24 protein-coding genes are annotated in these 24,902 nt (G+C 69.2%); 6 read left to right on the forward strand and 18 right to left on the reverse strand.

The annotated features are described in order from the left end of the window. Positions 1–13 precede the first annotated feature (13 nt). The 17 genes from ACWCOV_RS04385 to ACWCOV_RS04465 form a co-directional block, all read right to left on the reverse strand. Complete coding sequence (locus tag ACWCOV_RS04385) at positions 14–1,036, reverse strand: polyprenyl synthetase family protein (RefSeq protein ID WP_449827803.1); 1,023 nt, start codon at positions 1,034–1,036, stop codon at positions 14–16. Continuing rightward, positions 1,033–2,559, reverse strand: coding sequence for an NADH-quinone oxidoreductase subunit NuoN (nuoN, locus tag ACWCOV_RS04390; RefSeq protein WP_449827991.1), 1,527 nt, complete (start codon positions 2,557–2,559; stop codon positions 1,033–1,035). The genes ACWCOV_RS04385 and nuoN overlap by 4 nt, the downstream gene beginning before the upstream one ends. Before the next feature lie 59 nt (positions 2,560–2,618). Further along, positions 2,619–4,142, reverse strand: a complete 1,524-nt coding sequence (locus tag ACWCOV_RS04395) for an NADH-quinone oxidoreductase subunit M (protein WP_449827804.1) — start codon at positions 4,140–4,142, stop codon at positions 2,619–2,621. Next, positions 4,139–6,007: an NADH-quinone oxidoreductase subunit L gene (gene nuoL / locus ACWCOV_RS04400; protein ID WP_449827805.1), complete on the reverse strand. Its 1,869-nt coding sequence runs from the start codon at positions 6,005–6,007 to the stop codon at positions 4,139–4,141. Before nuoL ends, ACWCOV_RS04395 begins: the two co-directional genes overlap by 4 nt. A gap of 11 nt (positions 6,008–6,018) precedes the next feature. After that, positions 6,019–6,318, reverse strand: coding sequence for an NADH-quinone oxidoreductase subunit NuoK (gene nuoK / locus ACWCOV_RS04405; protein ID WP_360172083.1), 300 nt, complete (start codon positions 6,316–6,318; stop codon positions 6,019–6,021). Further along, on the reverse strand, positions 6,315–7,160 hold the full coding sequence (locus ACWCOV_RS04410) for an NADH-quinone oxidoreductase subunit J (protein WP_449827806.1): 846 nt from the start codon (positions 7,158–7,160) through the stop codon (positions 6,315–6,317). The genes nuoK and ACWCOV_RS04410 overlap by 4 nt, the downstream gene beginning before the upstream one ends. Beyond that, complete coding sequence (gene nuoI, locus ACWCOV_RS04415) at positions 7,157–7,705, reverse strand: NADH-quinone oxidoreductase subunit NuoI (protein ID WP_449827807.1); 549 nt, start codon at positions 7,703–7,705, stop codon at positions 7,157–7,159. Before nuoI ends, ACWCOV_RS04410 begins: the two co-directional genes overlap by 4 nt. Further along, a complete protein-coding gene (nuoH, locus tag ACWCOV_RS04420; protein WP_449827808.1) occupies positions 7,698–9,020 on the reverse strand; it encodes an NADH-quinone oxidoreductase subunit NuoH in 1,323 nt (440 codons plus the stop codon). Before nuoH ends, nuoI begins: the two co-directional genes overlap by 8 nt. Positions 9,021–9,096: 76 nt before the next feature. Further along, positions 9,097–11,526, reverse strand: a complete 2,430-nt coding sequence (locus ACWCOV_RS04425) for an NADH-quinone oxidoreductase subunit G (RefSeq protein ID WP_449827809.1) — start codon at positions 11,524–11,526, stop codon at positions 9,097–9,099. Further along, entirely contained in the window at positions 11,523–12,824 is a 1,302-nt protein-coding gene (gene nuoF, locus ACWCOV_RS04430) for an NADH-quinone oxidoreductase subunit NuoF (protein ID WP_449827810.1), read from the reverse strand. The genes ACWCOV_RS04425 and nuoF overlap by 4 nt, the downstream gene beginning before the upstream one ends. 2 nt (positions 12,825–12,826) lie before the next feature. Beyond that, entirely contained in the window at positions 12,827–13,639 is an 813-nt protein-coding gene (nuoE, locus tag ACWCOV_RS04435) for an NADH-quinone oxidoreductase subunit NuoE (RefSeq protein ID WP_449827811.1), read from the reverse strand. Continuing rightward, entirely contained in the window at positions 13,640–14,977 is a 1,338-nt protein-coding gene (locus ACWCOV_RS04440) for an NADH-quinone oxidoreductase subunit D (protein ID WP_449827812.1), read from the reverse strand. It lies immediately after the preceding gene. Further along, positions 14,977–15,684 carry an NADH-quinone oxidoreductase subunit C gene (locus tag ACWCOV_RS04445; RefSeq protein ID WP_449827813.1) on the reverse strand — a complete coding sequence of 236 codons (708 nt, stop codon included), beginning with the start codon at positions 15,682–15,684 and terminating at the stop codon, positions 14,977–14,979. The genes ACWCOV_RS04440 and ACWCOV_RS04445 overlap by 1 nt, the downstream gene beginning before the upstream one ends. Beyond that, positions 15,681–16,235 carry a NuoB/complex I 20 kDa subunit family protein gene (locus tag ACWCOV_RS04450; RefSeq protein ID WP_449827814.1) on the reverse strand — a complete coding sequence of 185 codons (555 nt, stop codon included), beginning with the start codon at positions 16,233–16,235 and terminating at the stop codon, positions 15,681–15,683. The genes ACWCOV_RS04445 and ACWCOV_RS04450 overlap by 4 nt, the downstream gene beginning before the upstream one ends. 3 nt (positions 16,236–16,238) lie before the next feature. After that, positions 16,239–16,598 carry an NADH-quinone oxidoreductase subunit A gene (locus tag ACWCOV_RS04455; RefSeq protein ID WP_132209850.1) on the reverse strand — a complete coding sequence of 120 codons (360 nt, stop codon included), beginning with the start codon at positions 16,596–16,598 and terminating at the stop codon, positions 16,239–16,241. A gap of 104 nt (positions 16,599–16,702) precedes the next feature. Then, positions 16,703–18,016 (reverse strand): geranylgeranyl reductase family protein, encoded by a 1,314-nt coding sequence (locus ACWCOV_RS04460; RefSeq protein ID WP_449827815.1) that lies wholly within the window; start codon positions 18,014–18,016, stop codon positions 16,703–16,705. Between the two features lie 159 nt (positions 18,017–18,175). Further along, positions 18,176–18,874, reverse strand: coding sequence for a demethylmenaquinone methyltransferase (locus ACWCOV_RS04465; RefSeq protein WP_449827816.1), 699 nt, complete (start codon positions 18,872–18,874; stop codon positions 18,176–18,178). A gap of 142 nt (positions 18,875–19,016) precedes the next feature. On the opposite strand from ACWCOV_RS04465, the gene ACWCOV_RS04470 reads away from it, so the two are divergent. Then, positions 19,017–20,279, forward strand: a complete 1,263-nt coding sequence (locus ACWCOV_RS04470; RefSeq protein WP_449827817.1) for an isochorismate synthase — start codon at positions 19,017–19,019, stop codon at positions 20,277–20,279. A 2-nt stretch (positions 20,280–20,281) separates the two neighbouring features. Then, a complete protein-coding gene (locus ACWCOV_RS04475) occupies positions 20,282–20,902 on the forward strand; it encodes an MBL fold metallo-hydrolase (protein ID WP_449827818.1) in 621 nt (206 codons plus the stop codon). A gap of 57 nt (positions 20,903–20,959) precedes the next feature. On the opposite strand, the gene ACWCOV_RS04480 is transcribed toward ACWCOV_RS04475, so the two are convergent. Beyond that, positions 20,960–21,784, reverse strand: coding sequence for a GNAT family N-acetyltransferase (locus ACWCOV_RS04480; RefSeq protein WP_449827819.1), 825 nt, complete (start codon positions 21,782–21,784; stop codon positions 20,960–20,962). A gap of 57 nt (positions 21,785–21,841) precedes the next feature. On the opposite strand from ACWCOV_RS04480, the gene ACWCOV_RS04485 reads away from it, so the two are divergent. The 4 genes from ACWCOV_RS04485 to ACWCOV_RS04500 all read left to right on the forward strand — a co-directional run bounded on the left by ACWCOV_RS04485 (position 21,842) and on the right by ACWCOV_RS04500 (position 24,852). Further along, positions 21,842–22,471, forward strand: a complete 630-nt coding sequence (locus tag ACWCOV_RS04485) for a PadR family transcriptional regulator (protein WP_449827820.1) — start codon at positions 21,842–21,844, stop codon at positions 22,469–22,471. A 301-nt stretch (positions 22,472–22,772) separates the two neighbouring features. Then, positions 22,773–22,997: a hypothetical protein gene (locus ACWCOV_RS04490; RefSeq protein WP_449827821.1), complete on the forward strand. Its 225-nt coding sequence runs from the start codon at positions 22,773–22,775 to the stop codon at positions 22,995–22,997. A 107-nt stretch (positions 22,998–23,104) separates the two neighbouring features. Then, on the forward strand, positions 23,105–24,091 hold the full coding sequence (locus ACWCOV_RS04495; RefSeq protein ID WP_449827822.1) for an ATP-binding cassette domain-containing protein: 987 nt from the start codon (positions 23,105–23,107) through the stop codon (positions 24,089–24,091). After that, positions 24,088–24,852, forward strand: a complete 765-nt coding sequence (locus tag ACWCOV_RS04500; RefSeq protein WP_360525725.1) for an ABC transporter permease — start codon at positions 24,088–24,090, stop codon at positions 24,850–24,852. The genes ACWCOV_RS04495 and ACWCOV_RS04500 overlap by 4 nt, the downstream gene beginning before the upstream one ends. Positions 24,853–24,902: the final 50 nt, after the last annotated feature.

The raw sequence follows: 24,902 nt of genomic DNA on the forward strand, positions 1-24,902 counted from the left end.
GTTCGCGTGTCGGTCAGACCGAGCGGGTGGCTACCAGGTCGCAGAGGGAGTCGAGGGCTTCGCGGGCGGGGCCTTCGGGGAGGGGGGAGAGGAGTTTGCGGGCGTCGGCCGCGCGGCGGCGGACGTCGTCCTCGGCCTGGCGGAACGCCGGGTGGGCGCGGAGCAGCTCGAGGGTCTCGGCCAGGCGGGCGTCGTCGGACAGGTCCGAGTCGAGGAGCTCGAGCAGGCGGGCGTCGGTGGGGTTGGACGGGTCCGCCTGGGCGCGGAAGATCAGCACCGGCAGGGTCGGCACCCCCTCACGCAGGTCGGTGCCGGGAGTCTTGCCGGACTGGCCGGATTCCGACGCGATGTCGAGGATGTCGTCGGCCAGCTGGAACGCGACGCCGATCTCCTCGCCGAAGGCCCGCAGCGACTCCTGGACCTCGTCGGGCGCACCGGCGTACCGGGCGCCGAAGAGCGCGGACGTCGCGATCAGCGAGCCGGTCTTGTCGGCGACGACGGACAGGTAGTGCGCCAGCGGGTCCTGGCCCTCGCCGACGCCGAGGGTCTCCCGGATCTGGCCCTCGACCAGCCGGCCGAAGGTGCGGGCCTGGATCCGGACCGCCTCCGGGCCGAGGTCGGCGACCAGGTCGGAGGCCCGGGCGAACAGCCAGTCGCCGGACAGGATCGCGACCGAGTTGTCCCAGGCCGCGTTCGCGGTGGACGAGCCACGCCGCAGCGCCGCCTCGTCCATCACGTCGTCGTGGTGCAGTGTCGCGACGTGGGTCAGCTCGACCACGACGGCCGCCTTCACCACGTCGTCAGCAGCCGGCGACGGCCCGAACTCGGCCGCCAGCAGCACCAGCAGCGGCCGGAACCGCTTGCCGCCGGCAACCATGACGTGCTGCGCGGCCGCGGTGACGAACGGCGCCTCGGACTGGGTCGAGTCGCGCAGCGCCTGCTCGACCGACTCCAGCCCGGCACGAACCCGGGCTTCGAGCGCCTCGTCGGCGAATGCGAAGCCCAGGCTCTCGGCCGGCAGCGGTTTCGGACTCAACGGATGAACTCACCCGCGCGGGCCGCCAGCTCGAGCACCGGTCCGGGAACCAGGCCGAGAACCACCGTGGCGGCGAGACCGAGGGCGACTGCGGTCGTGGTCTGCCACCCGGGCAGGGCCACGTCCGGCGCGTCCGCCGGGAGGTCGGAGAAGAACATCAGCACGATCACCCGGACGTAGAAGAACGCGGCGACCAGGCTGCACAGTACGGCGACCACGACCAGCGGCCACGCGTCACCGGACCAGGCCGCGCTGAACACGGCCCACTTCCCGGTGAAGCCGGCGGTCAGCGGGATCCCGGCGAAGGACAGCAGGAAGAACGCGAAGATGCCGGCCAGCAGCGGCGACTTCTTGCCCAGCCCGGCCCACCGGGACAGGTGCGTCGCCTCGCCGCCGGCGTCCCGCACCAGCGTGACGACGGCGAACGCGCCGACCGTGGAGAAGCCGTAGGTGACCAGGTAGAACAGCACCGCCTGGGTCGAGGTGATCCCGCTGGTGACGCCGTTCCCGGCCTGCGCCAGGCCGACGAACGCGGTCAGCAGGAAGCCCGCGTGCGCGATCGACGAGTAGGCCAGCATCCGCTTCACGTCGGTCTGGGTGATCGCGACGATCGAGCCGACCACCATGGTGAGGATCGCGACGATCCACATCATCGGCGCCCAGTCCCAGCGGGTGCCGCCGAGGGCGACGTAGAAGACCCGCATCAGCCCGATGAACGCGGCGATCTTGGTGCAGGCCGCCATGAAGCCGGTGACCGGCGTCGGGGCGCCCTGGTAGACGTCCGGGGTCCAGGAGTGGAACGGCACCGCGCCGACCTTGAACAGCAGGCCGACACCGAGCAGGCCGGTCCCGGCCAGCAGGATCGCGTCGCCACCGGTCTGGGCGGCCAGCGCGTCCGAGATGCCGCCGAGCGACATCGTCCCCGCGTACCCGTAGAGCAGCGCGATCCCGAACAGCAGGAACGCCGACGCGAACGCGCCGAGCAGGAAGTACTTCATCGCCGCTTCCTGCGAGATCAGCCGGCGGCGCCGGGCCAGCCCGCAGAGCAGGTACAGCGGCAGCGAGAACACCTCGAGCGCGACGAACATCAGCAGCAGGTCGTTGGCCGCCGCGAACAGCATCATGCCGCCGACCGCGAACAGCGTCAGCGGGAAGACCTCGGTGTGCTCGACCTTCGCCGCCGTACCCTCACGCTCGGCCTCGGACCCCGGTACGGCGGCCGCCTGGCCGGCGAACGCGGACAGTCCGCCGTCGACCGACCGCTCGGCGAACAGCAGCACGCTGATCAGCGTCAGCGCCAGCAGGACGACCCAGGTGAACAGCGCCGGGCCGTCGACCGCGATCGCGTCCTGCGCCGCCAGCAGCTCCTTGTTGTCGGCCATCAGGATCGCGGTCAGCACCCCGGCCACGACGATCGACACGATCGTGATCGCCAGCTGGACCAGGTGCCGCAGCGGCCGGGGCAGGAACGCCTCGGCGACCACCCCGAGGCAGGCCGCGCCGAACACGACGAACAGTGGCATCAGCTCGCCGTACTCGATCTTCGGCGCGGTGAAGTCCGCCAGCGGCAGCACGTGCGCGATCACTTCTGTCCCTCCGTCACGGGGATCTCCGGAGCCGGGTCAGTGACGCCCACGTGCTGCATCGTCGACTCCACCGCCGGCTTGATGATGTCCACCACCGGCTTCGGGAAGATTCCCAGGCCGATGATCAGTACGGCGAGCGGCGCGATCGCGACCACTTCGCGCACGTTCAGGTCCTTGAGCTTCTCGATCCCGTCGCGGACCGGCCCGGTCATCAGGCGTTGGTACATGATCAGGATGTAGAGCGCGGCCAGCACGATACCGATTACCGCGATCACCGCGAGCGCCTTGTGCCGGCTGAACGTCCCGGCCAGCACCATGAACTCGGAGATGAACGGCGACAGGCCGGGCAGCGCCAGGCTGGACAGGCCGGCGAACAGGAACGTGCCGGCCAGCACCGGCGCCACCTTCTCGACACCGCCGTAGTCGGCGATCCGGGCCGACCCGCGCCGGGAGATCAGGTACCCGGCGACCAGGAACAGCGCCGCCGTGGACAGGCCGTGGTTGAACATGTAGAGCGTCGACCCGGTCAGGCCCTGCGACGTCAGCGCGAAGATGCCCATCACGATGAAGCCGAAGTGCGAGATCGAGGTGTAGGCGATCAGCCGCTTGATGTCGGTCTGGCCGATCGCCACCAGGGCGCCGTACAGGACCGAGATCAGCGCGAGCACCAGCACCACCGGGGTGGCCCACTCGGACGCGTTCGGGAACAGGCTCAGGCAGAACCGGATCATCCCGAAGGTGCCGATCTTGTCCAGGATGCCGACCAGCAGCACCGAGGTACCCGGCGTCGCCTCGGCAGCAGCGTCCGGCAGCCAGGTGTGGAACGGCACCATCGGCGCCTTGACCGCGAAGGCGAAGAAGAAGCCGAGGAACAGCCACCGCTCGGTGTTCTGGCTGATGTCGAGCTTCATCAGGTCGGTCAGCAGGTACGACGGGTCGCCGGCCCGGGCCGACAGCACGTACAGGCCGACCACCGAGGCCAGCATCAGCAGACCGCCGAGCAGCGAGTACAGCAGGAACTTCACCGCGGCGTACGACCGCTGCGCGCCGCCGAACCCGCCGATCAGGAAGTACATCGGGATCAGCGTGGCCTCGAACAGCACGTAGAACAGGAACACGTCGGTGGCGGCGAACACGCCGAGCGACAGCGCCTCCAGGCCGAGGATCCAGGCGAAGAAGGACTTCTCCGACCAGCGGCCGTCCTGCGCGTCGTTCCAGGACGCGATGATCACGATCGGGGTGAGCAGCGCGGTCAGCACCACCAGGACGACACCGACACCGTCGAGGCCGAGCGCGAAGTGCGCGCCGAACGGCTCGATCCAGGTGTGCGTCTCGGCGTAGTCCTCGGCGCCGTTGCGCTGGTAGCCGATCGCGATGATCGCGGTCAGCACCAGCGTGACCAGCGAGAACGCGAGCGCGACCTGCTTGGCCAGCAGCGCCTTCGCCGTCGGCACCAGCATTGTCGCCAGGGCCCCGACGAACGGCAGGAGCAGTAACAGGGTCAGCCAACCGATGTTCACGACAACCTCACCGCGAGGAGGGCGACGACCACGAATGCGGCGCCGAAGACCATGCTGAGTGCGTAGGAACGGACGAAGCCTGTCTGGAACCGGCGGAGCCGGCCGGACATCCCGCCGAACAACGCGGCCAGCCCGTTGACCAGGCCGTCCACGCCGCGGTTGTCCAGCCAGACCAGCGTCCGGGTGAGGTACTGGCCCGGACGCATCAGGACCGCCTCGTTCAGCGCGTCGCCGTACAGGTCACGGCGGGCGAAGGTGGTGACCGGCGAGCCGGCCGGCGCCTCGCGCGGGATGTCCCGGCGGTACATCAGCACCGCGATGGTCAAGCCGACGGCCACCACCGCGAGGGTGATCAGCGTCATCACCAGCGCGCTGACCGGCGGGTGGTGCTCATCCATCCCGACCACCGGCTCCAGCCAGTCGACGATCCAGTGGCCCGCGAAGTACAGCGCACCGCCGGCCAGCGACAGCGCCGCCAGGATGATCAGCGGCCAGGTCATCACCTTGGGCGACTCGTGCGGATGCACGTCGTCGGCCCAGCGCTTCTTGCCGAAGAACGTCATCAGCATCACCCGCGTCATGTAGAACGCGGTGATGCCGGCGCCGAGCAGCGCGCACAGACCGATCACCGTGTTGTCCGCGAACGCGGCCTCGATGATCTTGTCCTTGCTGAAGAAGCCGGCGAACGGCGGGATGCCGAGGATCGCCAGGTAGCCGAACGCGAAGGTGACGAAGGTGATCTTCATCGGCGTCCGGAGGGCTCCGTAGTGCCGCATGTTCACGTCGTCGTTCATGCCGTGCATCACCGAGCCGGCGCCGAGGAACATGTTGGCCTTGAAGAAGCCGTGGGTGAGCAGGTGGAAGATCGCGAACACGTACCCGGCCGGGCCGAGGCCGGCGGCCAGCATCATGTAGCCGATCTGGCTCATGGTCGAACCGGCCAGCGCCTTCTTGATGTCGTCCTTGGCGCAACCGATGATCGCACCGGCCAGCGCGGTCACCGTGCCGACGATCACGACGGCGGTGGAGGCGGCCTCGGTGTGCTCGTAGATCGCGCTCGAGCGGACCACCAGGTAGACGCCGGCGGTGACCATCGTCGCCGCGTGGATCAGCGCCGACACCGGGGTCGGGCCTTCCATCGCGTCCAGCAGCCAGGACTGCAGCGGGACCTGCGCGGACTTGCCACAGGCTGCCAGCAGCAGCATCAGGCCGAGCAGCGTGGCCCAGGTGCTCGACAGTCCCTCGGCGCCCGCGTCGACGGTGACGAACGCGGACGAGCCGAACAGCGCCCACATGCTCATCACCGCGAGCGAGAGGCCGATGTCACCGACCCGGTTCACCACGAACGCCTTCTTCGCGGCGACCGCGGCCGAGTCCTTGTGCTGCCAGAACCCGATCAGCAGGTACGACGCCAGGCCGACACCCTCCCAGCCGACGAACACCAGCAGGTAGTCGGCGGCGAGCACCAGCAGCAGCATCGCCGCGATGAACAGGTTCAGGTACCCGAAGAAGCGGCGCCGTCGCGGGTCGTGCTCCATGTAGCCGATCGAGTAGATGTGGATCAGCGAACCCACACCGGTGATCAGCAGCACGAACAGGATCGACAGCGGGTCGATCAGCAGCGAGAAGTCCACCTTGATGCTGCCGACCGAGAACCACTCGAACAGCCGGACCGTCTCGGACCGCTCCTCGCTGCCCAGGCCGCGCATCTGGAAGAACAGCACAACGCCGAAGGCGAACGAGACCAGCGGCGCCAGCGTCCCCAGCAGGTGACCCCACGCGTTGGTGGCCTTGCCACCGAGCAGCAGGATCGCCGCGGACACGGCCGGGACCGCGACCAGCAGCCACGTCAGCTCATGACTCATCGGTGATTACCTCAGTACTTGAGCAGGTTGGCGTCGTCGACCGAGGCCGAGCGACGGGTGCGGAAGATGGCCATGATGATCGCCAGCCCGATGACCACCTCGGCCGCGGCCACCACCATCACGAAGAAGGCGGCGATCTGGCCGTCGAGGTTGCCGTGCTGGCGGGCGAAGCTGACGAACGCCAGGTTGCAGGCGTTCAGCATCAGCTCGACACACATGAAGACGACGATGGCGTTACGGCGCACCAGCACGCCGAGCGCGCCGATGCTGAACAGGATCGCCGCGAGCACGATGTACGGCTCAGTCGTCACAGCTTGTCTCCTTCGCCGTATCCGGAAAGGTCTGTGCTCTCGGGCCCCGACGGCACCTCGTCACCGACCTCACCCGCGTTGAGCTTGCGGACCTCGTCGACGTCCGCCCGCTCCGCGCTTTCGGGGAACACGGTGCCACGGGCCTGCAGCACCCGCGAAACCGAGGTCGGCGCGATCGACCCGTCCGGCAGCAGCGCCGGCGTGTCGACGGCGTTGTGCCGGGCCAGCACACCGGGAGTCGGCAGCGGACCGGGGTGCACACCGGACTCGGCGTACTTGCGGATCCGCTCCTCGGCGTGGTCGCGCTGGGTGCGCTTCTTGGTCAGCCGCTCGCGGTGCGCCAGCATCATCGCGCCGAGCGCCGCGGTGATCAGCAGCGCCGAGGTCACCTCGAAGGCGAACACGTACTTGCCGAACAGCAGCTGCGCGATCCCCTTCGGGTTGCCGTCCGGCTGCGCGTCGGCCAGCCCGGTCGGGTTGCCGTACACCGCGTTGCCGACCGCCGCGACCAGCAGCGCCCCGAAGCCGAGGAACGCCAGCCCGGCCAGCAGCCGCTGCCCACGGATCGTCTCCACCAGGGAGTCGCTCGCGTCGACACCGACCAGCATCAGCACGAACAGGAACAGCATCAGGATCGCGCCGGTGTAGACGATGATCTGCACGGCGAACAGGAACGGCGCGTCCTGCGCGGCGTACTGCGCGGCCAGGCAGACCATCACGGTGGCCAGCAGCAGCGCGGAGTGCACCGCCTTGCGGACCAGCACCATCCCGATCGCGGCGAGCACCATGATCGGCGCCAGCGTCCAGAACGCCACCTGGGCGCCGGTGACGAGGCCGATCATTTGGCGTCACCGCCCTCGGCCGGCGCGGCGGCGCCGGTCAGCCCGAGGTAGTAGTCCTTCTCGGTGCTGCCGAGCTGCATCTCGTGCGGCGGCTCCTGCATCCCCGGCAGCAGCGGCGCCAGCAGGTCCTTCTTCTCGTAGATGAGGGACTCGCGGGTGCGGTCGGCCAGTTCGTACTCGTTGGTCATGGTGAGCGCCCGGGTCGGGCAGGCCTCGATGCACAGACCGCAGAGGATGCAACGCAGGTAGTTGATCTGGTAGACGCGGCCGTAGCGCTCGCCCGGGGAGAAGCGGCCGCCCTCGGTGTTGTCCGCGCCCTCGACGTAGATCGCGTCCGCCGGGCAGGCCCACGCGCACAGCTCGCAGCCGACGCACTTCTCCAGACCGTCCGGCCAGCGGTTCAGCTGGTGGCGGCCGTGGAAGCGGGGCGCGGTCGGCTTCTTCTCGAACGGGTACTGCTCGGTGAACACCTTCCGGAACATCGTCCGGAAGGTGACCCCGAACCCGGCTACCGGATCCCAGAGGGACTCTTTGACACTAGCCACGGCTGTCTGCCTTCGATTTCGGCTCGGAGGGTTGACTGAGGAGCGGTGGAGGCACCGGGTAGCCACCGGCGAAGGCGTCGAAGTCCTTCGCGCGGTCGTCCTCGGTGAGCTTCTCGGGCTTGGGCTTCTGCGGGATGAACATCGTGATCACCGCGATCACCAGGACCACGGCGGCCGCGACCAGCAGCGTCGTACGGCTGAAGGTGGTCTCCCGGCCGACCGCGCGGACGGTGGCGACCAGCAGGATCCAGCCCAGCGAGACCGGGATCAGGATCTTCCAGCCCAGCTTCATGAACTGGTCGTAGCGCAGCCGCGGCAGCGTTCCGCGCAGCCAGATGTAGAAGAAGATGAAGCACATCATCTTGCCGACGAACCACAGCACCGGCCAGTAGCCGGAGTTCGCGCCGTCCCAGATCGAGATCGGCCACGGCGCCCGCCAGCCGCCCAGGAACAGCGTGGTCGCCAGCGCCGACACGGTCGCCATGTTGATGTACTCGGCCAGGAAGAACATCGCGTACTTCATCGACGAGTACTCGGTCAGGAAGCCGGCCACCAGCTCGCCCTCGGCCTCCGGCAGGTCGAACGGCGCCCGGTTCGTCTCGCCGACCATCGAGATCACGTAGATCACGAACGACGGGAACAGCAGGAACGCGTACCAGCCCGGGATCGGGATGTCCGCCCCGAACAGGTTGATCGACTGGTTCGACCCCTGCGCCGCGACGATGTCCGAGGTGGACATCGAGCCGGCGAACAGGAACACCGTGACCAGCGCGAGGCCCATGCCGACCTCGTAGGAGATCATCTGGGCGCTGGAGCGCAGACCGCCGAGCAGCGAGTACGTCGAGTTGGACGACCAGCCGCCGAGCACGATGCCGTAGATGCCGATCGAGGCGACCGCCATCACGTACAGCACCGAGACCGGCAGGTCGGTGATCTGCAGCCGGGTGTAGGTGTCGGTGAACGGGATCTTCACCGTCGGGCCGAACGGGATCACCGCGAAGGTCAGGAAGGCCGGGATCGACACGATCACCGGGGCGGCGACGAAGACCAGCCTGTCGACGCCCTTCGGCATCAGGTCTTCCTTGAACATCAGCTTCATGCCGTCGGCGAGCGACTGCAGCAGACCGGCCGGGCCGTGCACGTTCGGGCCGATCCGGTGCTGCATCCGGGCCACCACCCGGCGCTCCCACCAGATGTTGAACAGCGTCAGCACGACCAGGAAGACGAAGACCAGCAGCACCTTCAGGCCGATGACCCACCACGGGTCGTTGCCGACACCTGCGTCCGGCGTCGTCGCAAGCGGGATCAAGCTCATCGACGTCCTCGCTTCGCTCCGGGCGCCGATGAGGCACGGTTCGGGCTGTGCTTGATGATGAACTCGCTGCGCTCGTTCATGCGTTCCCTCCGGCGATCGTCACGATCGAGCCATGGTCGGCGTGCAGTGACCGGCGCACGTGCGAGTCGGCCGAGTTGGTCGGCAGCCACACCACGTTGTCGGTCATCGGGCTGATCAGCACCGGCAGCCGGATCGACCCGGCGTCGGTGCTGACCACCAGCTCGTCACCGTCGGCGACACCGACCCGGTGCGCCGTGGTCAGCGAGATCCGGGCCACCGGCTTGCGGGCCGTCGCGGTCAGGTGCGGCTCGCCGTCGTTCGCGCGGCTGTCGTCGATCAGCATCCGCCAGGTCGCCAGCCGGGTGGAGTCGAAGGCGCCGAGCGACGGACCTGCCTGGTACGTCGGCTCCTGCGCGCGGTCGCCGTCCCAGCGGCCGAGCTCGTCGAACTCCTTCTTCGCGCCGGCCGGGGTGGCGAACCCGAGCGAGCGGTCCATCTCCTGGGCGAGCGCGGCCAGCGCACGCACGTCCGGCATCGCGGCCGGGACCTTCAGCACCACCGGGAACGGCCGCTCGCGACCCTCCCAGTTGACGAAGGTGCCGTCCTTCTCCGCCGGCGGAACCACCGGGAAGACGACGTCGGCGTGCTCGGTGACCTGCGAGTTGCGGACCTCGAAGCTGACCACGAACGGCGCGGCCTCCAGCGCGGCCAGGGCCGCCGCCGGGTCCGGCAGGTCGTCGATCTCGACACCCGCGACCACCAGCGCCTGCAGCGAACCCGCTGCCGCGATGATCTCGGTCAGGTCCCGCCCGACGTTCGCCGGCAGGCTGTCGACACCCCACGCGGCCTGCATGTCGACCCGCGCCTGCGGGTCCGACACCAGCCGGCCACCGGGCAGCAGGCCCGGCAGGCAGCCCGCCTCGAGCGCGGCCCGGTCCCCCGCACGACGCGGGATCCAGGCCAGCTGAGCACCCGTGTCCAGGGCCAGCCGCAGGGCCGTCGAGTACCCGCCCGGGGCGCTCGCCAGCCGCTCGCCGACGATGATGATCGAGTCCGGCCCGAGCGCGGCCAGCGCGGCCGCCCCGGTCTCACCGGCGTTGCCCAGATCGGTCAGTACGGCGGCCTCGGTCCCGGGCGACGCCGGTACGACGACACCGTCGAGCTTCTCGACCCCGCGCGAACCGTACGCCGCCACCGTGAAGACCTTGGTGCCGTGCGAGCGGACGCCCTTGCGGAGCCGCAGGAACACCGACGGCGCCTCCTCTTCGGGCTCGAACCCGACGAGCAGCACCGATCCGGCCTTCTCCAGGTCGGCGAACGTCGTACCGAGACCCGTGCCGGCCACCGCGGCAGCGAGGAAGTCCGCCTCCTCGGCGGAGTGCGGCCGGGACCGGAAGTCGATGTCGTTGGTGCCGAGCGCGACCCGCGCGAACTTCGAGTACGCGTAGGCGTCCTCGAGGGTGAGCCGGCCGCCGGTCAGCACCGCCGCGTTGCCGCGGGCCGCGGTCAGCCGCTCCGCCGCGAAGGTCAGCGCCTCCGGCCAGGACGCCGGCCGGAGCTCGCCGTCCTCGCGGATCAGCGGGTGGGTCAGCCGGTCACCGGTGGTCGCGTAGTTGAACGCGAACCGGTCCTTGTCGGAGATCCACTCCTCGTTGACCTCCGGGTCGTCGCCGGCCAGCCGGCGCATCACCTTGCCGCGCCGGTGGTCGACCCGGATCGCCGCGCCGGAGGAGTCGTGCTCCGCCACCGACGGAACCGAGACCAGGTCGAACGGCCGGGACCGGAACCGGTACGCCGCGCTGGTCAGCGCGCCCACCGGGCAGATCTGGATGGTGTTGCCGGAGAAGTAGCTCTCGAACGGCTCCTTCTCGTAGATGCCGACCTGCTGCAGCGCGCCGCGCTCGACCAGCGCGATGAACGGGTCGCCGGCGATCTGCTCGGAGAACCGGGTGCAGCGGGCGCACAGCACACAGCGCTCGCGGTCCAGCAGCACCTCGGCCGAGATGTTGATCGGCTTCGGGTAGGTCCGCTTGACCTCGGTGAACCGGGTCTCGCCACGCCCGTTGGTCATCGCCTGGTTCTGCAGCGGGCACTCGCCGCCCTTGTCGCAGACCGGGCAGTCCAGCGGGTGGTTGATCAGCAGGAACTCCATGATCCCGTGCTGCGCCTTCTCCGCCACCGGCGAGGTCACCTGGGTGCGGACCACCATGCCGTCGGCGACGGTGATCGTGCAGGAGGCCTGCGGCTTCGGCATGCCGCGGCCGTTCCCGGCGTCGGTGATCTCGACCAGGCACTGCCGGCAGGCGCCGACCGGGTCCAGCAGCGGGTGGTCGCAGAACCGCGGGATCTGGATCCCGATCTGCTCCGCGGCCCGGATCAGCAGGGTGTTCTTCGGAACCTTGACCTCGATGTCGTCGATGGTCACGGTCACCAGATCGGTGCGCTCCACCTCCGAGCCGGCCGGCGGGTTCGCTTGGATCGTCATGCGCTTGCTCCAGCGGTAGCGAAGACAGTGCTTGCCATCGGGTCGAACGGGCAGCCGCCGTTCTCGAAGTGCGCCAGGTACTCGTCCTTGAAGTGCTGGATCGAGCTGCTGATCGGCGCGGTCGCACCGTCGGCCAGCGCACAGAACGAACGGCCGGTGATGTTCTCGCACAGGTCGAGCAGCTCGACGAGGTCCTCCTCGGTGCCCTTGCCGTGCTCGAGCCGCTCGAGGATCTGCACCAGCCACCAGGTGCCCTCACGGCACGGGGTGCACTTGCCGCAGGACTCGTGCTTGTAGAACTCCGTCCACCGCAGCACCGAGCGGACCACGCAGGTGGTCTCGTCGAAGATCTGCAGCGCCTTCGTGCCCAGCATCGAGCCGACCGAGCCGACGCCCTCGTAGTCCAGCGGGACGTCAAGGTGCTCGGCGGTGAGCAGCGGGGTCGAGGACCCGCCCGGGGTCCAGAACTTCAGCTCATGACCCTCGCGGATCCCGCCGGCCAGGTCGATCAGCTGCCGCAGCGTGATCCCCATCGGCGCCTCGTACTGGCCCGGCCGGGTGACGTGCCCGGACAGCGAGTACAGCGTCATGCCCTTGGACTTCTCGGTGCCCATCGAGGAGAACCAGTCCGCGCCGTTCTTGATGATGGCGGGAACGGATGCGATCGACTCGACGTTGTTGATCACTGTGGGGCAGCCGTACAGACCGGCCACGGCCGGGAAGGGAGGACGCAGCCGGGGTTGACCGCGACGGCCTTCCAGCGAGTCGAGCAGCGCCGTCTCCTCGCCGCAGATGTACGCGCCGGCGCCGGCGTGCACGATCACGTCCAGGTCGTAGCCGCTGCCGAGGATGTTGGTGCCGATGTAACCGGCCGCCTTCGCCTCCTCGACCGCCTGCTGCAGCCGGCGGATCACGTGCAGCACCTCACCGCGGACGTAGATGAACGCGGTACTCGCGCGGATCGCGTACGACGAGATGATGACGCCCTCGACCAGCGTGTGCGGCGAGGCGAGCATCAGCGGGATGTCCTTGCAGGTGCCCGGCTCGGACTCGTCCGCGTTCACCACCAGGTACTTCGGCTTCGGGTTGTCCTGCGGGATGAACGACCACTTCATCCCGGTCGGGAAGCCCGCGCCGCCACGGCCGCGCAGACCCGAGTCCTTGACCGCGGCGACCACGTCGGCCGGCTGCATCCGCAGCGCGCTCCGCAGCGCGTCGTACCCGCCGGAGCGCTGGTACGACGCCAGCTGCCAGGAGCGGATCTGGTCCCAGTTGTCGGACAGTACCGGGGTCAGCATGGTCAGTCCTCCTTCCGGGAGTCGGGAGTGGCCGGGGACCCGGTGCCGGACTCCCTGCCAGGCTGGTCCTCGGGGCGCGGACCGGGGACGGAGTCGAGCGGGGCCGGGGAACCGCCGCGGCCGCCCGGAGCCGTCCAGTTCCGTTCGCGGGCCAGCCGCAGGCCGGCCAGCGTCGCCTTGCCGCCGGTCGGGCCCTCGTCGGCGCGGCCGTCGGGGAACCCGGCGAGCACCCGCTCGGCCTCGCGCCAGGTGCAGATGGTGGCGCCGCGTGGCGACTTCACCTCGGCGCCCTCGCGCAGGTCGTCGACCAGCTGGGTGGCCGACTCCGGCGTCATGTCGTCGAAGAACTCCCAGTTCACCATCATCACCGGCGCGTAGTCGCAGGCGGCGTTGCACTCCAGGTGCTCGAGGGTGATCTTGCCGTCCTCGGTGGTCTCGTCGTTGCCGACGTCGAGGTGCTGCTTGAGCCGCTCGAAGATCACGTCGCCGCCCATCACCGCGCAGAGCGTGTTGGTGCAGACGCCGACGTGGTAGTCGCCGACCGGGCGGCGCTTGTACATCGTGTAGAAGGTCGCCACCGCGGACACCTCGGCGCCGGTCAGCCCGAGCACCTCGGCACACGCCTCGATGCCCTCCGGGGTGACCCGGCCCTCGACCGACTGCACCAGGTGCAGCATCGGCAGCAGCGCGGACCGGCCCTGCGGGTAGCGGGCGGCCAGCTCGCGCATCTCCGCGATCGTGGTGTCGGTGATGTTCGAGTCACCGGTGCTGTACGGCACCGGCTTGTCGGTCGCAGTCGCGTGGTTCTCGGCCATCTATCGGTCCACTCCACCCATCACCGGGTCAAGGCTGGCGACGGCGACGATCACGTCGGCGACCTGTGCGCCCTCGCACATGATCGGCATCGCCTGCAGGTTTGCGAAGGACGGGTCACGGAAGTGCGCCCGGTACGGCTTGGTGCCGCCGTCGGAGACCACGTGGCAGCCGAGCTCGCCGCGCGGCGACTCGATCCCCACGTAGGCCTGGCCGGCCGGCACCCGGAAGCCCTCGGTGACCAGCTTGAAGTGATGGATCAGGGCTTCCATCGACTCGCCCATGATGTGCTTGATGTGGTCGAGCGAGTTGCCCATCCCGTCGCTGCCGACGGCCAGCTGGCTCGGCCAGCCGATCTTCTTGTCGGCCACCATCACCGGCTCGCCCTCCATCTTTGCCAGCCGGTCGGCGCACTGCTCGACGATCTTCAGCGACTCGTGCATCTCCTGCAGCCGGACCCGGAACCGCCCGTAGGAGTCCGCGGTGTCCCAGGTCGGGACGTCGAAGTCGTACGTCTCGTAGCCGCAGTACGGCTGGGTCTTGCGCAGGTCCATCGCGTACCCGGTCGAGCGCAGCGGCGGGCCGGTGATGCCCAGCGCCATGCAGCCGGTCAGGTCCAGGTAGCCGACGTTCTGCAGCCGGGCCTTGAAGATCGGGTTGGCGTTGCACAGCTCGGCGTACTCGGGCAGGTGCTTGTTCATCCAGGTGATGTACTCGCGGATCTTGTCCAGCGCGCCCGGCGGCAGGTCCTGGGCGACGCCGCCCGGCCGGATGAACGCGTGGTTCATCCGCAGGCCGGTGATCAGCTCGAACAGGTCGAGCGTCATCTCCCGCTCCCGGAAGCCGATCGTCATCACGGTGAGCGCGCCGATCTCCATCCCACCGGTGGCGATGCAGACCAGGTGGCTGCTGATCCGGTTGAGCTCCATCAGGAGCACCCGCATCACGTTCGCCTTCTCCGGGATCTGGTCCTCGATCCCGAGCAGCCGCTCGACCGCGAGGCAGTAGGCGGTCTCGTTGTAGAACGGCGACAGGTAGTCCATCCGGGTGCAGAACGTGACGCCCTGCGTCCAGGAGCGGAACTCCATGTTCTTCTCGATGCCGGTGTGCAGGTAGCCGATGCCGCAGCGGGCCTCGGTCACCGTCTCGCCGTCGAGCTCGAGGATGAGCCGGAGCACGCCGTGGGTGGACGGGTGCTGCGGGCCCATGTTGACGACGACGCGCTCTTCGGGCTCCTCGCCGAGGCCGGCCACGACCGAGTCCCAGTCCTGGCCGGTGACGGTGAAGACCTTGCCCTCGGTGGTGTCGCGAGTGGTCGCGTACGGGTCTGTAGTGGTCATCAGTTGTACGACCTCCGCGTGTCGGGCGGTGGGATGACGGCGCCCTTGTACTCGACGTCGATACCGCCGAGCGGGTAGTCCTTGCGCTGCGGGTGGCCCGGCCAGTCGTCCGGCATCTGGATCCGGGTCAGCGCCGGGTGACCGTCGAAGATGATGCCGAAGAAGTCCCAGGTCTCGCGCTCGTGCCAGTCGTTGGCCGGGTAGACCGAGACGACCGACGGGATGTGCGGGTCGGCGTCCGGGGCGGACACCTCCAGCCGGATCCGCCGGTTGTGGGTCATCGACATCAGGTGGTAGACCGCGTGCAGCTCGCGGCCGGTCTCGTTCGGGTAGTGCACGCCGCTGACGCCGGAGCAGAACTCGAACCGCAGCGCCTCGTCGTCGCGCAGGTGCCGGCAGACCTCGACCAGCCGCTCGCGCTCGACGTGCAGGGTCAGCTCGCCGCGGTCGACCACGACCTTCTCGATCGCGCCGTCGCCGACCAGGCTCTCCAGCCGCTCGGTGGCGCCGTCGAACCAGGAGCCGTACGGCTTCGGCGTACCACCGGGCAGCGCGACCTGGCGGCGCAGGCCGCCGAAGCCGGAGGTGTCGCCGGTGCCGCGGACACCGAACATGCCCTCGCGCTGGTCCACCACCTCGGCCGCCGGGGTCTGAGCGTCACCGGCCGCCGCGGTCGCCGGAAGGTTCTCCGGTTGCGTGTCGCTCATCGCAGCAGCCCCTTCATCTCGAGCGTCGGCGAGGCGGTCAGTGCGGCGGCTTCCCGCTCCGCCTGCAGCGCCTTCTTGTTCGCGCCGAGCTTGCCGCTCTGGATGTCTTCGTGCAGCTTGAGGAACGCGTCCAGCAGCATCTCCGGCCGCGGCGGGCAGCCGGGCAGATACATGTCGACCGGGACCACGTGGTCCACGCCCTGCACGATCGCGTAGTTGTTGAACATGCCGCCCGACGACGCGCAGACACCCATCGCGAGCACCCACTTCGGGTTCGGCATCTGGTCGTAGATCTGGCGCAGCACCGGAGCCATCTTCTGGCTCACCCGGCCGGCCACGATCATCAGGTCGGCCTGCCGCGGCGACGCCCGGAAGACCTCCATGCCGAACCGGGCGGCGTCGTAGCGCGGCGCGCCGGTGGTCATCATCTCGATCGCGCAGCAGGCCAGCCCGAAGGTTGCCGGCCACAACGACGCCTTCCGCATGTAGCCGGACAGGCCCTCGATCGTGGTCAGCAGCACGCCGGCCGGAAGCTGTTCCTCAACACCCATGGCTCAGTCCCATTCCAGTCCGCCGCGGCGCCACACGTAGGCGTACGCGACGAAGACGGTGACGATGAAGATGACCATCTCGATCAGCCCGAACAGCGCCATCTGGTCGAAGGCGACCGCCCACGGGTAGAGGAAGATGATCTCGATGTCGAACACGATGAAGAGCATCGCGGTGATGTAGTACTTCACCGGGAACCGCCCGCCACCGACCGGTTGCGGGGTCGGCTCGATCCCGCACTCGTAGGAGTCGAGCTTGGCCCGGTTGTAGCGCCTGGGTCCGACCAGCGCGCTCGTCACCAAGGTGCCCGCCACGAAGATCGCCGCGAGCACACCGAGAACGAGGATCGGTACGTAAGGGTGCATCGGGTTCGTGCTCCCTCCTTCAGCCGGTGGTCTGTCTGTCTGCGTTTCCGGTCAGCACTGTGTTATCAGTACCGCTGTGGCCCATCTCACTCGCCCCGCCGGTTTCAGGCGGCCGGGGCGACCTTGGTGAGGCCGTTGATGATCTTGTCCATCACGTCGCCGTCGCGCGGGTCGGTGAGGTTGGCCAGCAACTTCAGGGTGAACTTCATCAGCGTGGTGCGCGGCAGACCGTACTTCGTGCACAGCCGCATCACCTCCGGATTTCCGATCAGCTTCACGAAGATCCGGCCCAGCGTGTAGTAGCCGCCGTACTCCTGCTTCAGCGCCTTCGGGTACGCCGACAGCGCACGCTCGCGCTGGTTCGGCTGCCGGTGCAGCGCCTGGGCGGCGACCTCGGCGGCGAACGCCCCGGACTCCATCGCGTACGGGATGCCCTCGCCGTTGAACGGGTTGACCATGCCGCCGGCGTCGCCGAGCAGCATCAGGCCGCGGGTGTAGTGCGGCTGCCGGTTGAAGCCCATCGGCAGCGCCGCCCCGCGGATCGGGACGGTCTGGAACTCGTCCCGGAACTGCCACTCCTCCGGGGTGTTCTTCAGCCACTGCTTCAGCAGGTCGGAGTAGTCGACCTTGCCGAACGCCTCGGACGTGTTCAGGATGCCGAGGCCGACGTTGACGGTGCCGTCGCCCATCCCGAAGATCCAGCCGTAGCCGGGCAGCAGGTTGCGCTGGCCCGGGTTCTGCGGGTCGTCGGCCCACAGCTCCAGCCACGACTCGAGGTAGTCGTCGTCGTGGCGCGGGCTGGTGAAGTAGGTGCGGACGGCGACACCCATCGGGCGGTCGTCGCGCTTGTGCAGGCCCATCGCGATGCTCAGCCGGGACGAGTTGCCGTCGGCGGCCATCACCAGCGGCGCGCGGAACTCGACGTCGGCGCCGGCCCGGCGGCCGTTGTCGTCGACCGGCTTCGCGGTGACGCCGACGATGAAGCCCCGGTCGTCCAGGATCGGGCCGCTCACGTTGGTCCGCTCGCGCAGCCGGGCGCCGGCCTTCACGGCCTGCCGGGCGAGCATGTCGTCGAAGTCCATCCGGTTCCGGGTCAGCCCGTAGTTCGGGTGGCTGGACAGGTCCGGCCAGTCGAGCTGCAGGACGTGCCCGGCGCCCTGGATGCGCAGACCGTAGTTGCGGATCCAGCCGGCCTCTTCGGAGATGTCGATGCCCATGTTGATCAGCTGCTTGGTGCCGCGCGGGGTGAGCCCGTCGCCGCAGACCTTCTCCCGCGGGAACGCGGTCTTCTCCAGCAGCAGGACGTCGAGTCCGGCGTTGGCCAGGTGGTAGGCGGCGGCCGAGCCTGCGGGTCCGGCGCCGACGACGATCACATCGGCGGTCTCCGCCTGCTGCCCGCTCGGCACGCTCTGGCTCATCTCGATTCCCGGCCTGGAAGGTTGATGTGGGCTATGTGCGCTCGTGAAGGGATTCACGAGGCCTCGACACCCGACAGTCTAGGACTGCCTGACTCGGACACGAAACCGGCCCACTTCCCCTTGTCCACAAGCGATTTACGCGCAATTTTCCTTGCGTAATTAAGTGGGCTTGACCGCCCGGTGGATGGCCACCAGACCACCGGTCAGATTGCGCCACTGCACCCGGGTCCAGCCGGAGGCCTCGATGGCCCGCGCGAGCGGCTCCTGCGGCAGCCAGGCCCGGGTCGACTCGGCCAGGTACTCGTACGCCTCCGGGTTCGTCGACACCACCTTCGCGACTGCCGGAACCGCGCGCATCATGTACTCCAGGTACACCACCCGGAACGGCTTCCAGGTCGGGTGCGACTGCTCGAGTACGACGAGCCGCCCGCCCGGCCGGGTCACCCGGAGCATCTCCTGAAGCGCGACGGTGACGTCGTTCACGTTCCGCAGCGCCCACGAGATCGTCACCACGTCGAACGTGTCGTCGGCGAACGGCAGCCGCAGCGCGTCCCCCGCGATCAGGTCCAGGCTCGGGTACCGCCGCTTGCCGACCCGCAGCATGCCGACCGAGAAGTCGCACGACACCACCTCGGCGCCGGCCTCCAGCAGCTTGATGCTCGACGCGCCGGTCCCGGCGGCCAGGTCCAGGATCTTCATGCCCTTCCGGGGCGCGATCTCGGCGAACGTCCGCGGCCGCCAGTACAGCTTCTCCAGACCCATCGTCGCAACCGCGTTCGTCCGGTCGTACCCCTCGGCCACGTTGTCGAACATGGCCGCCACGGCGTGCGGGTCTTTGCTCAGATCTGCGCGGGTCACGTGTCTAGTTGATCACGGGTCCGACAGGCTCCGAAATTCACTGGACATCGGGCAGGCATACGCTTGCATCTCGTGAGTGCATCTCCAGTCAACCGGCCTGCCATCGTGACCCGGGGTCGTGCCGTGAGCGAGGAGTGGTGCGGTGAGCTTGTCTGAGCCGGTCGGGAGCCAGGCTCCCCATCTGGTCATCCGCAGCCAGCGAGTCGACGGGGTGTCGGCCCAGCTGATGGATCATCTGCCCGCCGAGGGCGGTCTGGCCTGGGTACGGCGCGGCGACGGTCACGTCGGCTGGGGTGTCGCCGCCCGCCTCGACGTTGCCGGTGGCAACCGCTTCCAGGAGGCGGTGACCTGGTGGAAGGACCTGGTCGCGGCCGCGGTGGTTCGCGACGAGGTCGGCGTACCAGGGTCCGGACTGGTCTGCTTCGGGTCGTTCGGGTTCACCGACGACGACCCCGGCGAGCTGGTCGTGCCCGAGGTGATCGTCGGCCGCCGCGGCGGGACGACCTGGGTGACCACGATCTCGCCGGCGTCCTCGCTGGCCGTGCCGCCGGAGCTCGCCGTCCACGAGCCGTCACCGGTGTACGACGTCGCGTTCGCCGACGGCGCCCGGTCCGGCACCGACTGGTCGAGCATCGTCGCCGACGCGATCAAGCGGATCACCGCCGGTGAGCTCGACAAGGTGGTGCTGGCCCGCGACCTGATCGCGATCGCCGAGCAGCCGATCGACCTGCGCTGGCCGTTGCGCCGGCTCGCGGCGGCGTACCCGAACTGCTGGACGTTCTCCGTCGACGGCCTGATCGGCGCGACTCCCGAGCTGCTGGTACGCCGGGAGAAGGGCCTGATCACGTCCCGGGTGCTGGCCGGGACCATCCGCCGTACCGGCGACGACGCGCACGACCTCGCGCTCGCCGCGTCGCTGGCCCGGTCGAGCAAGGACCTGGAGGAGCACGAGTTCGCGGTCCGCTCGGTCGCCGACGCCCTAAAGCCGCACTGCAAGTCGATGAACGTCCCGGAGACCCCGTTCGTGCTGCACCTGCCGAACGTGATGCACCTGGCCACCGACGTGGCCGGCGTCGCCAACAACGGCGCGTCCGCGCTCGGCCTGGCCGCCGCGCTGCACCCGTCGGCGGCGGTCTGCGGTACGCCGACCGACCTGGCACGCGACCTGATCGGTGAGATCGAGGGCATGCGGCGTGGCCGGTTCAGCGGACCGGTCGGCTGGATGGACGCGGCCGGCGACGGCGAGTGGTGCATCGCGCTGCGCTGCGGTCAGGCCGACCCGGACGACCCCCGGCGGATGCGCCTGTTCGCCGGCGCCGGCATCGTGGCCGGCTCCGACCCGGTCGCCGAGCTCGCCGAGACGAACGCCAAGCTGGTTCCGATGAGAGACGCGTTGGGAGACTGACTGTGAAGCTCACGAAGTTCGCGCACGCCTGCGTCCGGCTGGAGAAGGACGGCAAGGTCCTGCTCGTCGACCCGGGAACGTTCAGCGAGGACGCGGCTTTCGAGCGCGCCGACGCGGTCCTCGTCACCCACGAGCACCCGGACCACCTGGACGTCGAGCGCATCGCCGCCCTGAACGTCCCCGTCTACACCAACGCCGGCGTCGCCGCCCAGCTCACGGACCTCGGCGACCGCGTCACCGTGGTCGCCGACGGCCAGTCCTTCGAGGCTGCCGGCTACGCAGTGCGTGCCTACGGCAAGGACCACGCGATCATCCTTCCGGAGCTCGGCGTCCCCTGCGAGAACGTCGGCTACCTGATCGAAGACGCCGTCTACCACCCCGGCGACTCCTTCACCCAACCCGACCGCGAGGTCCACACCAACCTGGTCCCCATCTCCGGCCCGTGGTTCTCCCTCCCACCGGCCATCGACTACGCCCGCGCCGTCAAAGCCGAACAAACCGTAGGCATCCACGACGCCCTCCTGAGCCCAGTAGGCCTAGGCATGCTCAAACGCTTCCTCACTGAACGCGGCAACCACCCCTACCTAGCCCTCTCCCCAGGCGACTCCACCGAAATCAGTTGAGCGGCTGCTTCGCGGAGGTGGCGGGAGATCTCGGCTGTCAGGGCGGTGGCGTAGCCGTCATGCGGTGAGCTCGACGTCGATGAAGTCGGCGACTGGGCGGTAGCCGGCCTGGAAGTAGATCTTGTTCGAGGTCGGGTTGGCCAGGTCGGTGTAGAGGCAGGCTTGGTTGCCCTGCGCAAGGATCTCCGCGGACACGTGACTGGTGAGCGCACCGGCGTACCCGTTCCGCCGACGCTCCGGCGGCGTGTAGACCGGCCCGACCCGGCAGGCGCCGTAGAGCGGCAGGTGGTAGCCGACCATGCTCACCGGCTCCCCGCCGGTCTCCCAGATCCACATGGTCCCGTGCTCCAGGTGGTCCTTTGCCCAGTCCAGGTAGTCCCCGCCGAGCTCTTCCGCGAACCCGGCCTTCGCCCAGCTCGCCACCAACTCGACCTCGTCGCCCGTCATCAACCGCGGCGAGCCCTCGGCGGCCAGCGGAGTCAGCGTGCCGAGCCTGTGGAGGCGGGTGCCTTTGGTCTCGGTCGCCGTACCGCCGTGCCGCGCGCACCACCGGTCGGCGAAGCGCAGGGCCGCCAAACGGTCACCTGCGACGCCGTTCAGCTCGGGCAGTACGTCGAGATACGCATCGGCGACCGCTTCGGCGAACTCCGACGGAAGGGCGCCGAGGTACACGTTCCGCCCCGGTGTCCGCATGGCCGCACCGACCACCGCGTCGCCGTCGTGGACGGAGGCGAAGTACGACGGCTCGTCCGCCGTACGACCGCTGGACGCCTGTGCGTGGACGTTGCTCATGATGATCGTGTGCAGGACCGGATCCCGTTGCAGGAAAGGAAAGACCGTCTGCTCGAAGGCGGCCGCGTCACTCGTCACACGCACGTCCATGCCCACGCAGGTTACGCCTCGACCGCCGCCGGCGTCGCGCGGATTTACACTGCGACTATGTCCACCACGCGCTTGCTGCTGCTCGGGGTCGTGCGGATCTTCCAGCCGGCTTACGGGTACCAGCTGCGCCGTGAGCTGCTCACCTGGAACGTGCAGGACTGGGCGAACATCAACCCCGGCTCGATCTACACCGGGCTGCGGACGCTGGCCAAGCACGGGTACCTGCAGGAGCTCGAGGGCGGCGCGGCGAGCCGGCCCGGGCGTACGTCGTACAAGCTGACGACGGACGGTGAGACGGAGTACTTCTCCCTGCTGCGGCAGATGCTGTGGACCGTGGACGGCTTCCACCCCGACCGGATGATGGTGACCCTGAGCTTCCTGTGGTCGCTGCAGCGGGACGAGGTGCTGGCCGCGCTGGAGGCGCGCATCACGCAGCTCGAGCAACGGCAGAAGGCCGAGCCGTTCGCGGAGCGGCAGGTGTTCGAGGACCCCGGTACGCCGAACCACATCGTCGAGATGTTCCGCATCACCGCCGCCCGCGACCGCGGCGAGCTCGACTGGACCCGCGCCTTCCACGAACGCGTCACCAACGGCGACTACTCCTTCGCCGGCGAACCCGCCGACTGGGCCCCGTACCCGGGCATGATCACCCACTGGGGCCAGATCCCTGCGCCGCCGGCTGAGTGAATTCTTCCCCACGCGTGCTGCGCAGTCGCTCCTTCGTCGCGCCCCCTACGCGCGCTGCCCGCCCACCCGGTACTTCAGGCTGGCGCCCGGGATTTGCGGCTGCCGCCGCGACTTGCGGGCTGCCGCCCGCGGTGACGGCTGGGCTGACGCCACTCGTCGGCCGCTGGCGTGGTCGGGGGGCTCCTGGACGGCCGCACGCTCGGGCGTGAAATCAAAGGACGGCCAGCGCTTGCCGCGGTAGGGTCCCGGCACGTGGGGGCGGGGCACGCCGCTTCGGTGCTGCTCGGAAGCGCAGCAGCACGTGCACCACGTGATGTCGGTGGTCAGCGCAGCCGTGGCCCGCCGGCGTCCGTCCAGCTGGTGCGCGACAGCCCTCGCGCGAGCTGGCTCGACCGCGAGTTGGCTCGACCGCGAGTTGGCTCGACCGCGAGTTGGCGGCGACCACGAGGCGGTCGAGGCGCGCGGCAGCGCGCAACTGCGGGCGGCAGCCCGCAAGGAACTCCGGGTGGGCGGGCAGCGCGCGTAGTGGGTGCGACGAGGAGCGCAGCGACGAGGAGTGCCCGCGGAGCACGCGTGGGGGAGATACATCTAATCAATGTTGACTATTCAAAGTTGATCACCGAGACTGTTCGCATGATGATCGAAGCGCGTGGATTGGCGCGCACTTTCAAGACCAAGCGCGGTCCGGTGGAGGCCGTGCAGGGGGTTGATCTGGAGGTGGCCGACGGGGAGATCGTCGGTTTTCTGGGGCCCAACGGGGCCGGCAAGACCACGACGATGCGGATGCTGGCGACGCTGATCAAGCCGACCGCGGGCACCGCGACGGTGGCTGGGTACGACCTGGCCAAGGACCCGGTCGGCGTACGGCGTGGCATCGGGTACGTGCCGCAGAGCGGTTCGACCCTGCCGGAGGCGATCGCGGGCGACGAGGTCGTCGATCATGCTCGGCTGTACGGCGTACCGAAGGCCAAAGCGGCCGCGGACGGGCAGCGGTTGTTCGAGGAGCTCGACCTGCCGGGCCTGTGGCGGCGGCAGTGCAAGACGCTGTCCGGCGGCCAGCGGCGCCGGCTGGACATCGTGATGGGGTTGATCCACGACCCGCGGCTGGTGTTCCTGGACGAGCCGACCACCGGCCTCGACCCGCAGGCCCGGGCGAACCTCTGGCAGCACATCCGCGGTCTCCGCGACCGCGGCGCGACCATCTTCCTCACCACGCACTACCTGGACGAGGCGGACGCGCTCTGCGACCGGATCCTGGTCATCGACCATGGCAAGATCGTTGCCTCCGGCACCCCGGACACCCTGAAGCAGCAGGTCTCCGGCGACGCGGTCCGGCTCAGCCTCGCCGACGCCGGCCACGCGCCCACGGTGACCAAGATCGTCCAGGAGCTGGACGGCGCGACCGAGTTCGAGACCGACGGTGACGTGGTCGGGTTCCGGATCCCGCGCGGCGGTTCCGTCCTGCCCGGCCTGCTCCGCCAGATCGATGCCCAGGGCATCGAGCTGAACGGCGTCGAGGTGCACCGCCCGACGCTGGACGATGTGTTCCTGACCATGACCGGCCGCTCGCTGCGTGACGAGGAAGCCCCGGCCCAGCAGGAGAAGGAGGTCGTGGCATGACCGTGCTCCGGGAGACCTGGATCGTGTTCCACCGGGCGATGCGGCTGACGCTGCGGAACCCGATGTGGGCGATCCTGATGCTCAGCCAGCCGCTGATGTACCTGTTCCTGTTCGGCCCGCTGCTGAAGCCGATCACCGCGCAGATCAGCGAGGGCGCGACCACGAACGCCTACCAGGTGTTCATCCCCGGCCTGATCGTCCAGCTCGGCATGTTCGGCGCGATGTTCGTCGGCTTCGGTCTGATCGCCGAGTACCGGGCGGGCGTGATCGAGGCCGACCGCGTCACCCCGGCGTCCCGGATGGCCCTGATGGCAGGGCGGGTACTGCGGGATGTCGTCGTACTCGTCGTGCAGACGCTGGTGCTGCTGATCGCCGCGATCCCGCTCGGCCTGCGGGCGCCGTGGGGCGGCGTGCTGTTGTCGCTGGTGATCGTGGCCCTGCTCGGCGCGACGTTCGCGTCGCTGTCGTACTCCGTCGCGCTCATCACGAAGAGCGAGGACGCGCTGGCCCCGCTGCTGAACGGGATCGCCATGCCGCTCCTGCTGCTGTCCGGCATCCTGCTGCCGATGCAGATCGGTCCGACCTGGCTGCAGCGGCTGTCCGACATCAGCCCGCTGAAGCACGTGGTGAACGGTGTGCGGGCGCTGTTCCGCGGCGACATCGACAACAGCTCGTCGCTGTGGGGCCTGTTCTGGGTGGTGCTGCTGACGATCGTCGGCCTGACCGTCGGGGCCCGGACCTTCCGCAAGGAATCCGCCTGACGCAAGCCGCTGTTCATCGGGGTGTCGCCCACGGCGGTTAGCTTCCGCTC

Source organism: Kribbella sp. NPDC002412 (assembly GCF_053592935.1).

What these genes read in the sequence shown, in the direction of transcription:
- nuoL (WP_449827805.1), bottom strand. Translation starts at nt 6,007, where the DNA reads ATGAGTCATGAGCTGACGTGGCTGCTGGTCGCGGTCCCGGCCGTGTCC.
- ACWCOV_RS04440 (WP_449827812.1), bottom strand. Translation starts at nt 14,977, where the DNA reads ATGACCACTACAGACCCGTACGCGACCACTCGCGACACCACCGAGGGC.
- ACWCOV_RS04450 (WP_449827814.1), bottom strand. Translation starts at nt 16,235, where the DNA reads ATGGGTGTTGAGGAACAGCTTCCGGCCGGCGTGCTGCTGACCACGATC.
- ACWCOV_RS04445 (WP_449827813.1), bottom strand. Translation starts at nt 15,684, where the DNA reads ATGAGCGACACGCAACCGGAGAACCTTCCGGCGACCGCGGCGGCCGGT.
- nuoN (WP_449827991.1), bottom strand. Translation starts at nt 2,559, where the DNA reads ATGCCACTGTTCGTCGTGTTCGGCGCGGCCTGCCTCGGGGTGGTCGCC.
- ACWCOV_RS04480 (WP_449827819.1), bottom strand. Translation starts at nt 21,784, where the DNA reads ATGGACGTGCGTGTGACGAGTGACGCGGCCGCCTTCGAGCAGACGGTC.
- ACWCOV_RS04460 (WP_449827815.1), bottom strand. Translation starts at nt 18,016, where the DNA reads ATGAGCCAGAGCGTGCCGAGCGGGCAGCAGGCGGAGACCGCCGATGTG.
- nuoE (WP_449827811.1), bottom strand. Translation starts at nt 13,639, where the DNA reads ATGGCCGAGAACCACGCGACTGCGACCGACAAGCCGGTGCCGTACAGC.
- ACWCOV_RS04455 (WP_132209850.1), bottom strand. Translation starts at nt 16,598, where the DNA reads ATGCACCCTTACGTACCGATCCTCGTTCTCGGTGTGCTCGCGGCGATC.
- nuoF (WP_449827810.1), bottom strand. Translation starts at nt 12,824, where the DNA reads ATGCTGACCCCGGTACTGTCCGACAACTGGGACCAGATCCGCTCCTGG.
- nuoH (WP_449827808.1), bottom strand. Translation starts at nt 9,020, where the DNA reads ATGAGCTTGATCCCGCTTGCGACGACGCCGGACGCAGGTGTCGGCAAC.
- ACWCOV_RS04485 (WP_449827820.1), top strand. Translation starts at nt 21,842, where the DNA reads ATGTCCACCACGCGCTTGCTGCTGCTCGGGGTCGTGCGGATCTTCCAG.
- ACWCOV_RS04425 (WP_449827809.1), bottom strand. Translation starts at nt 11,526, where the DNA reads ATGACGATCCAAGCGAACCCGCCGGCCGGCTCGGAGGTGGAGCGCACC.
- ACWCOV_RS04410 (WP_449827806.1), bottom strand. Translation starts at nt 7,160, where the DNA reads ATGATCGGCCTCGTCACCGGCGCCCAGGTGGCGTTCTGGACGCTGGCG.
- ACWCOV_RS04500 (WP_360525725.1), top strand. Translation starts at nt 24,088, where the DNA reads ATGACCGTGCTCCGGGAGACCTGGATCGTGTTCCACCGGGCGATGCGG.
- ACWCOV_RS04495 (WP_449827822.1), top strand. Translation starts at nt 23,105, where the DNA reads ATGATGATCGAAGCGCGTGGATTGGCGCGCACTTTCAAGACCAAGCGC.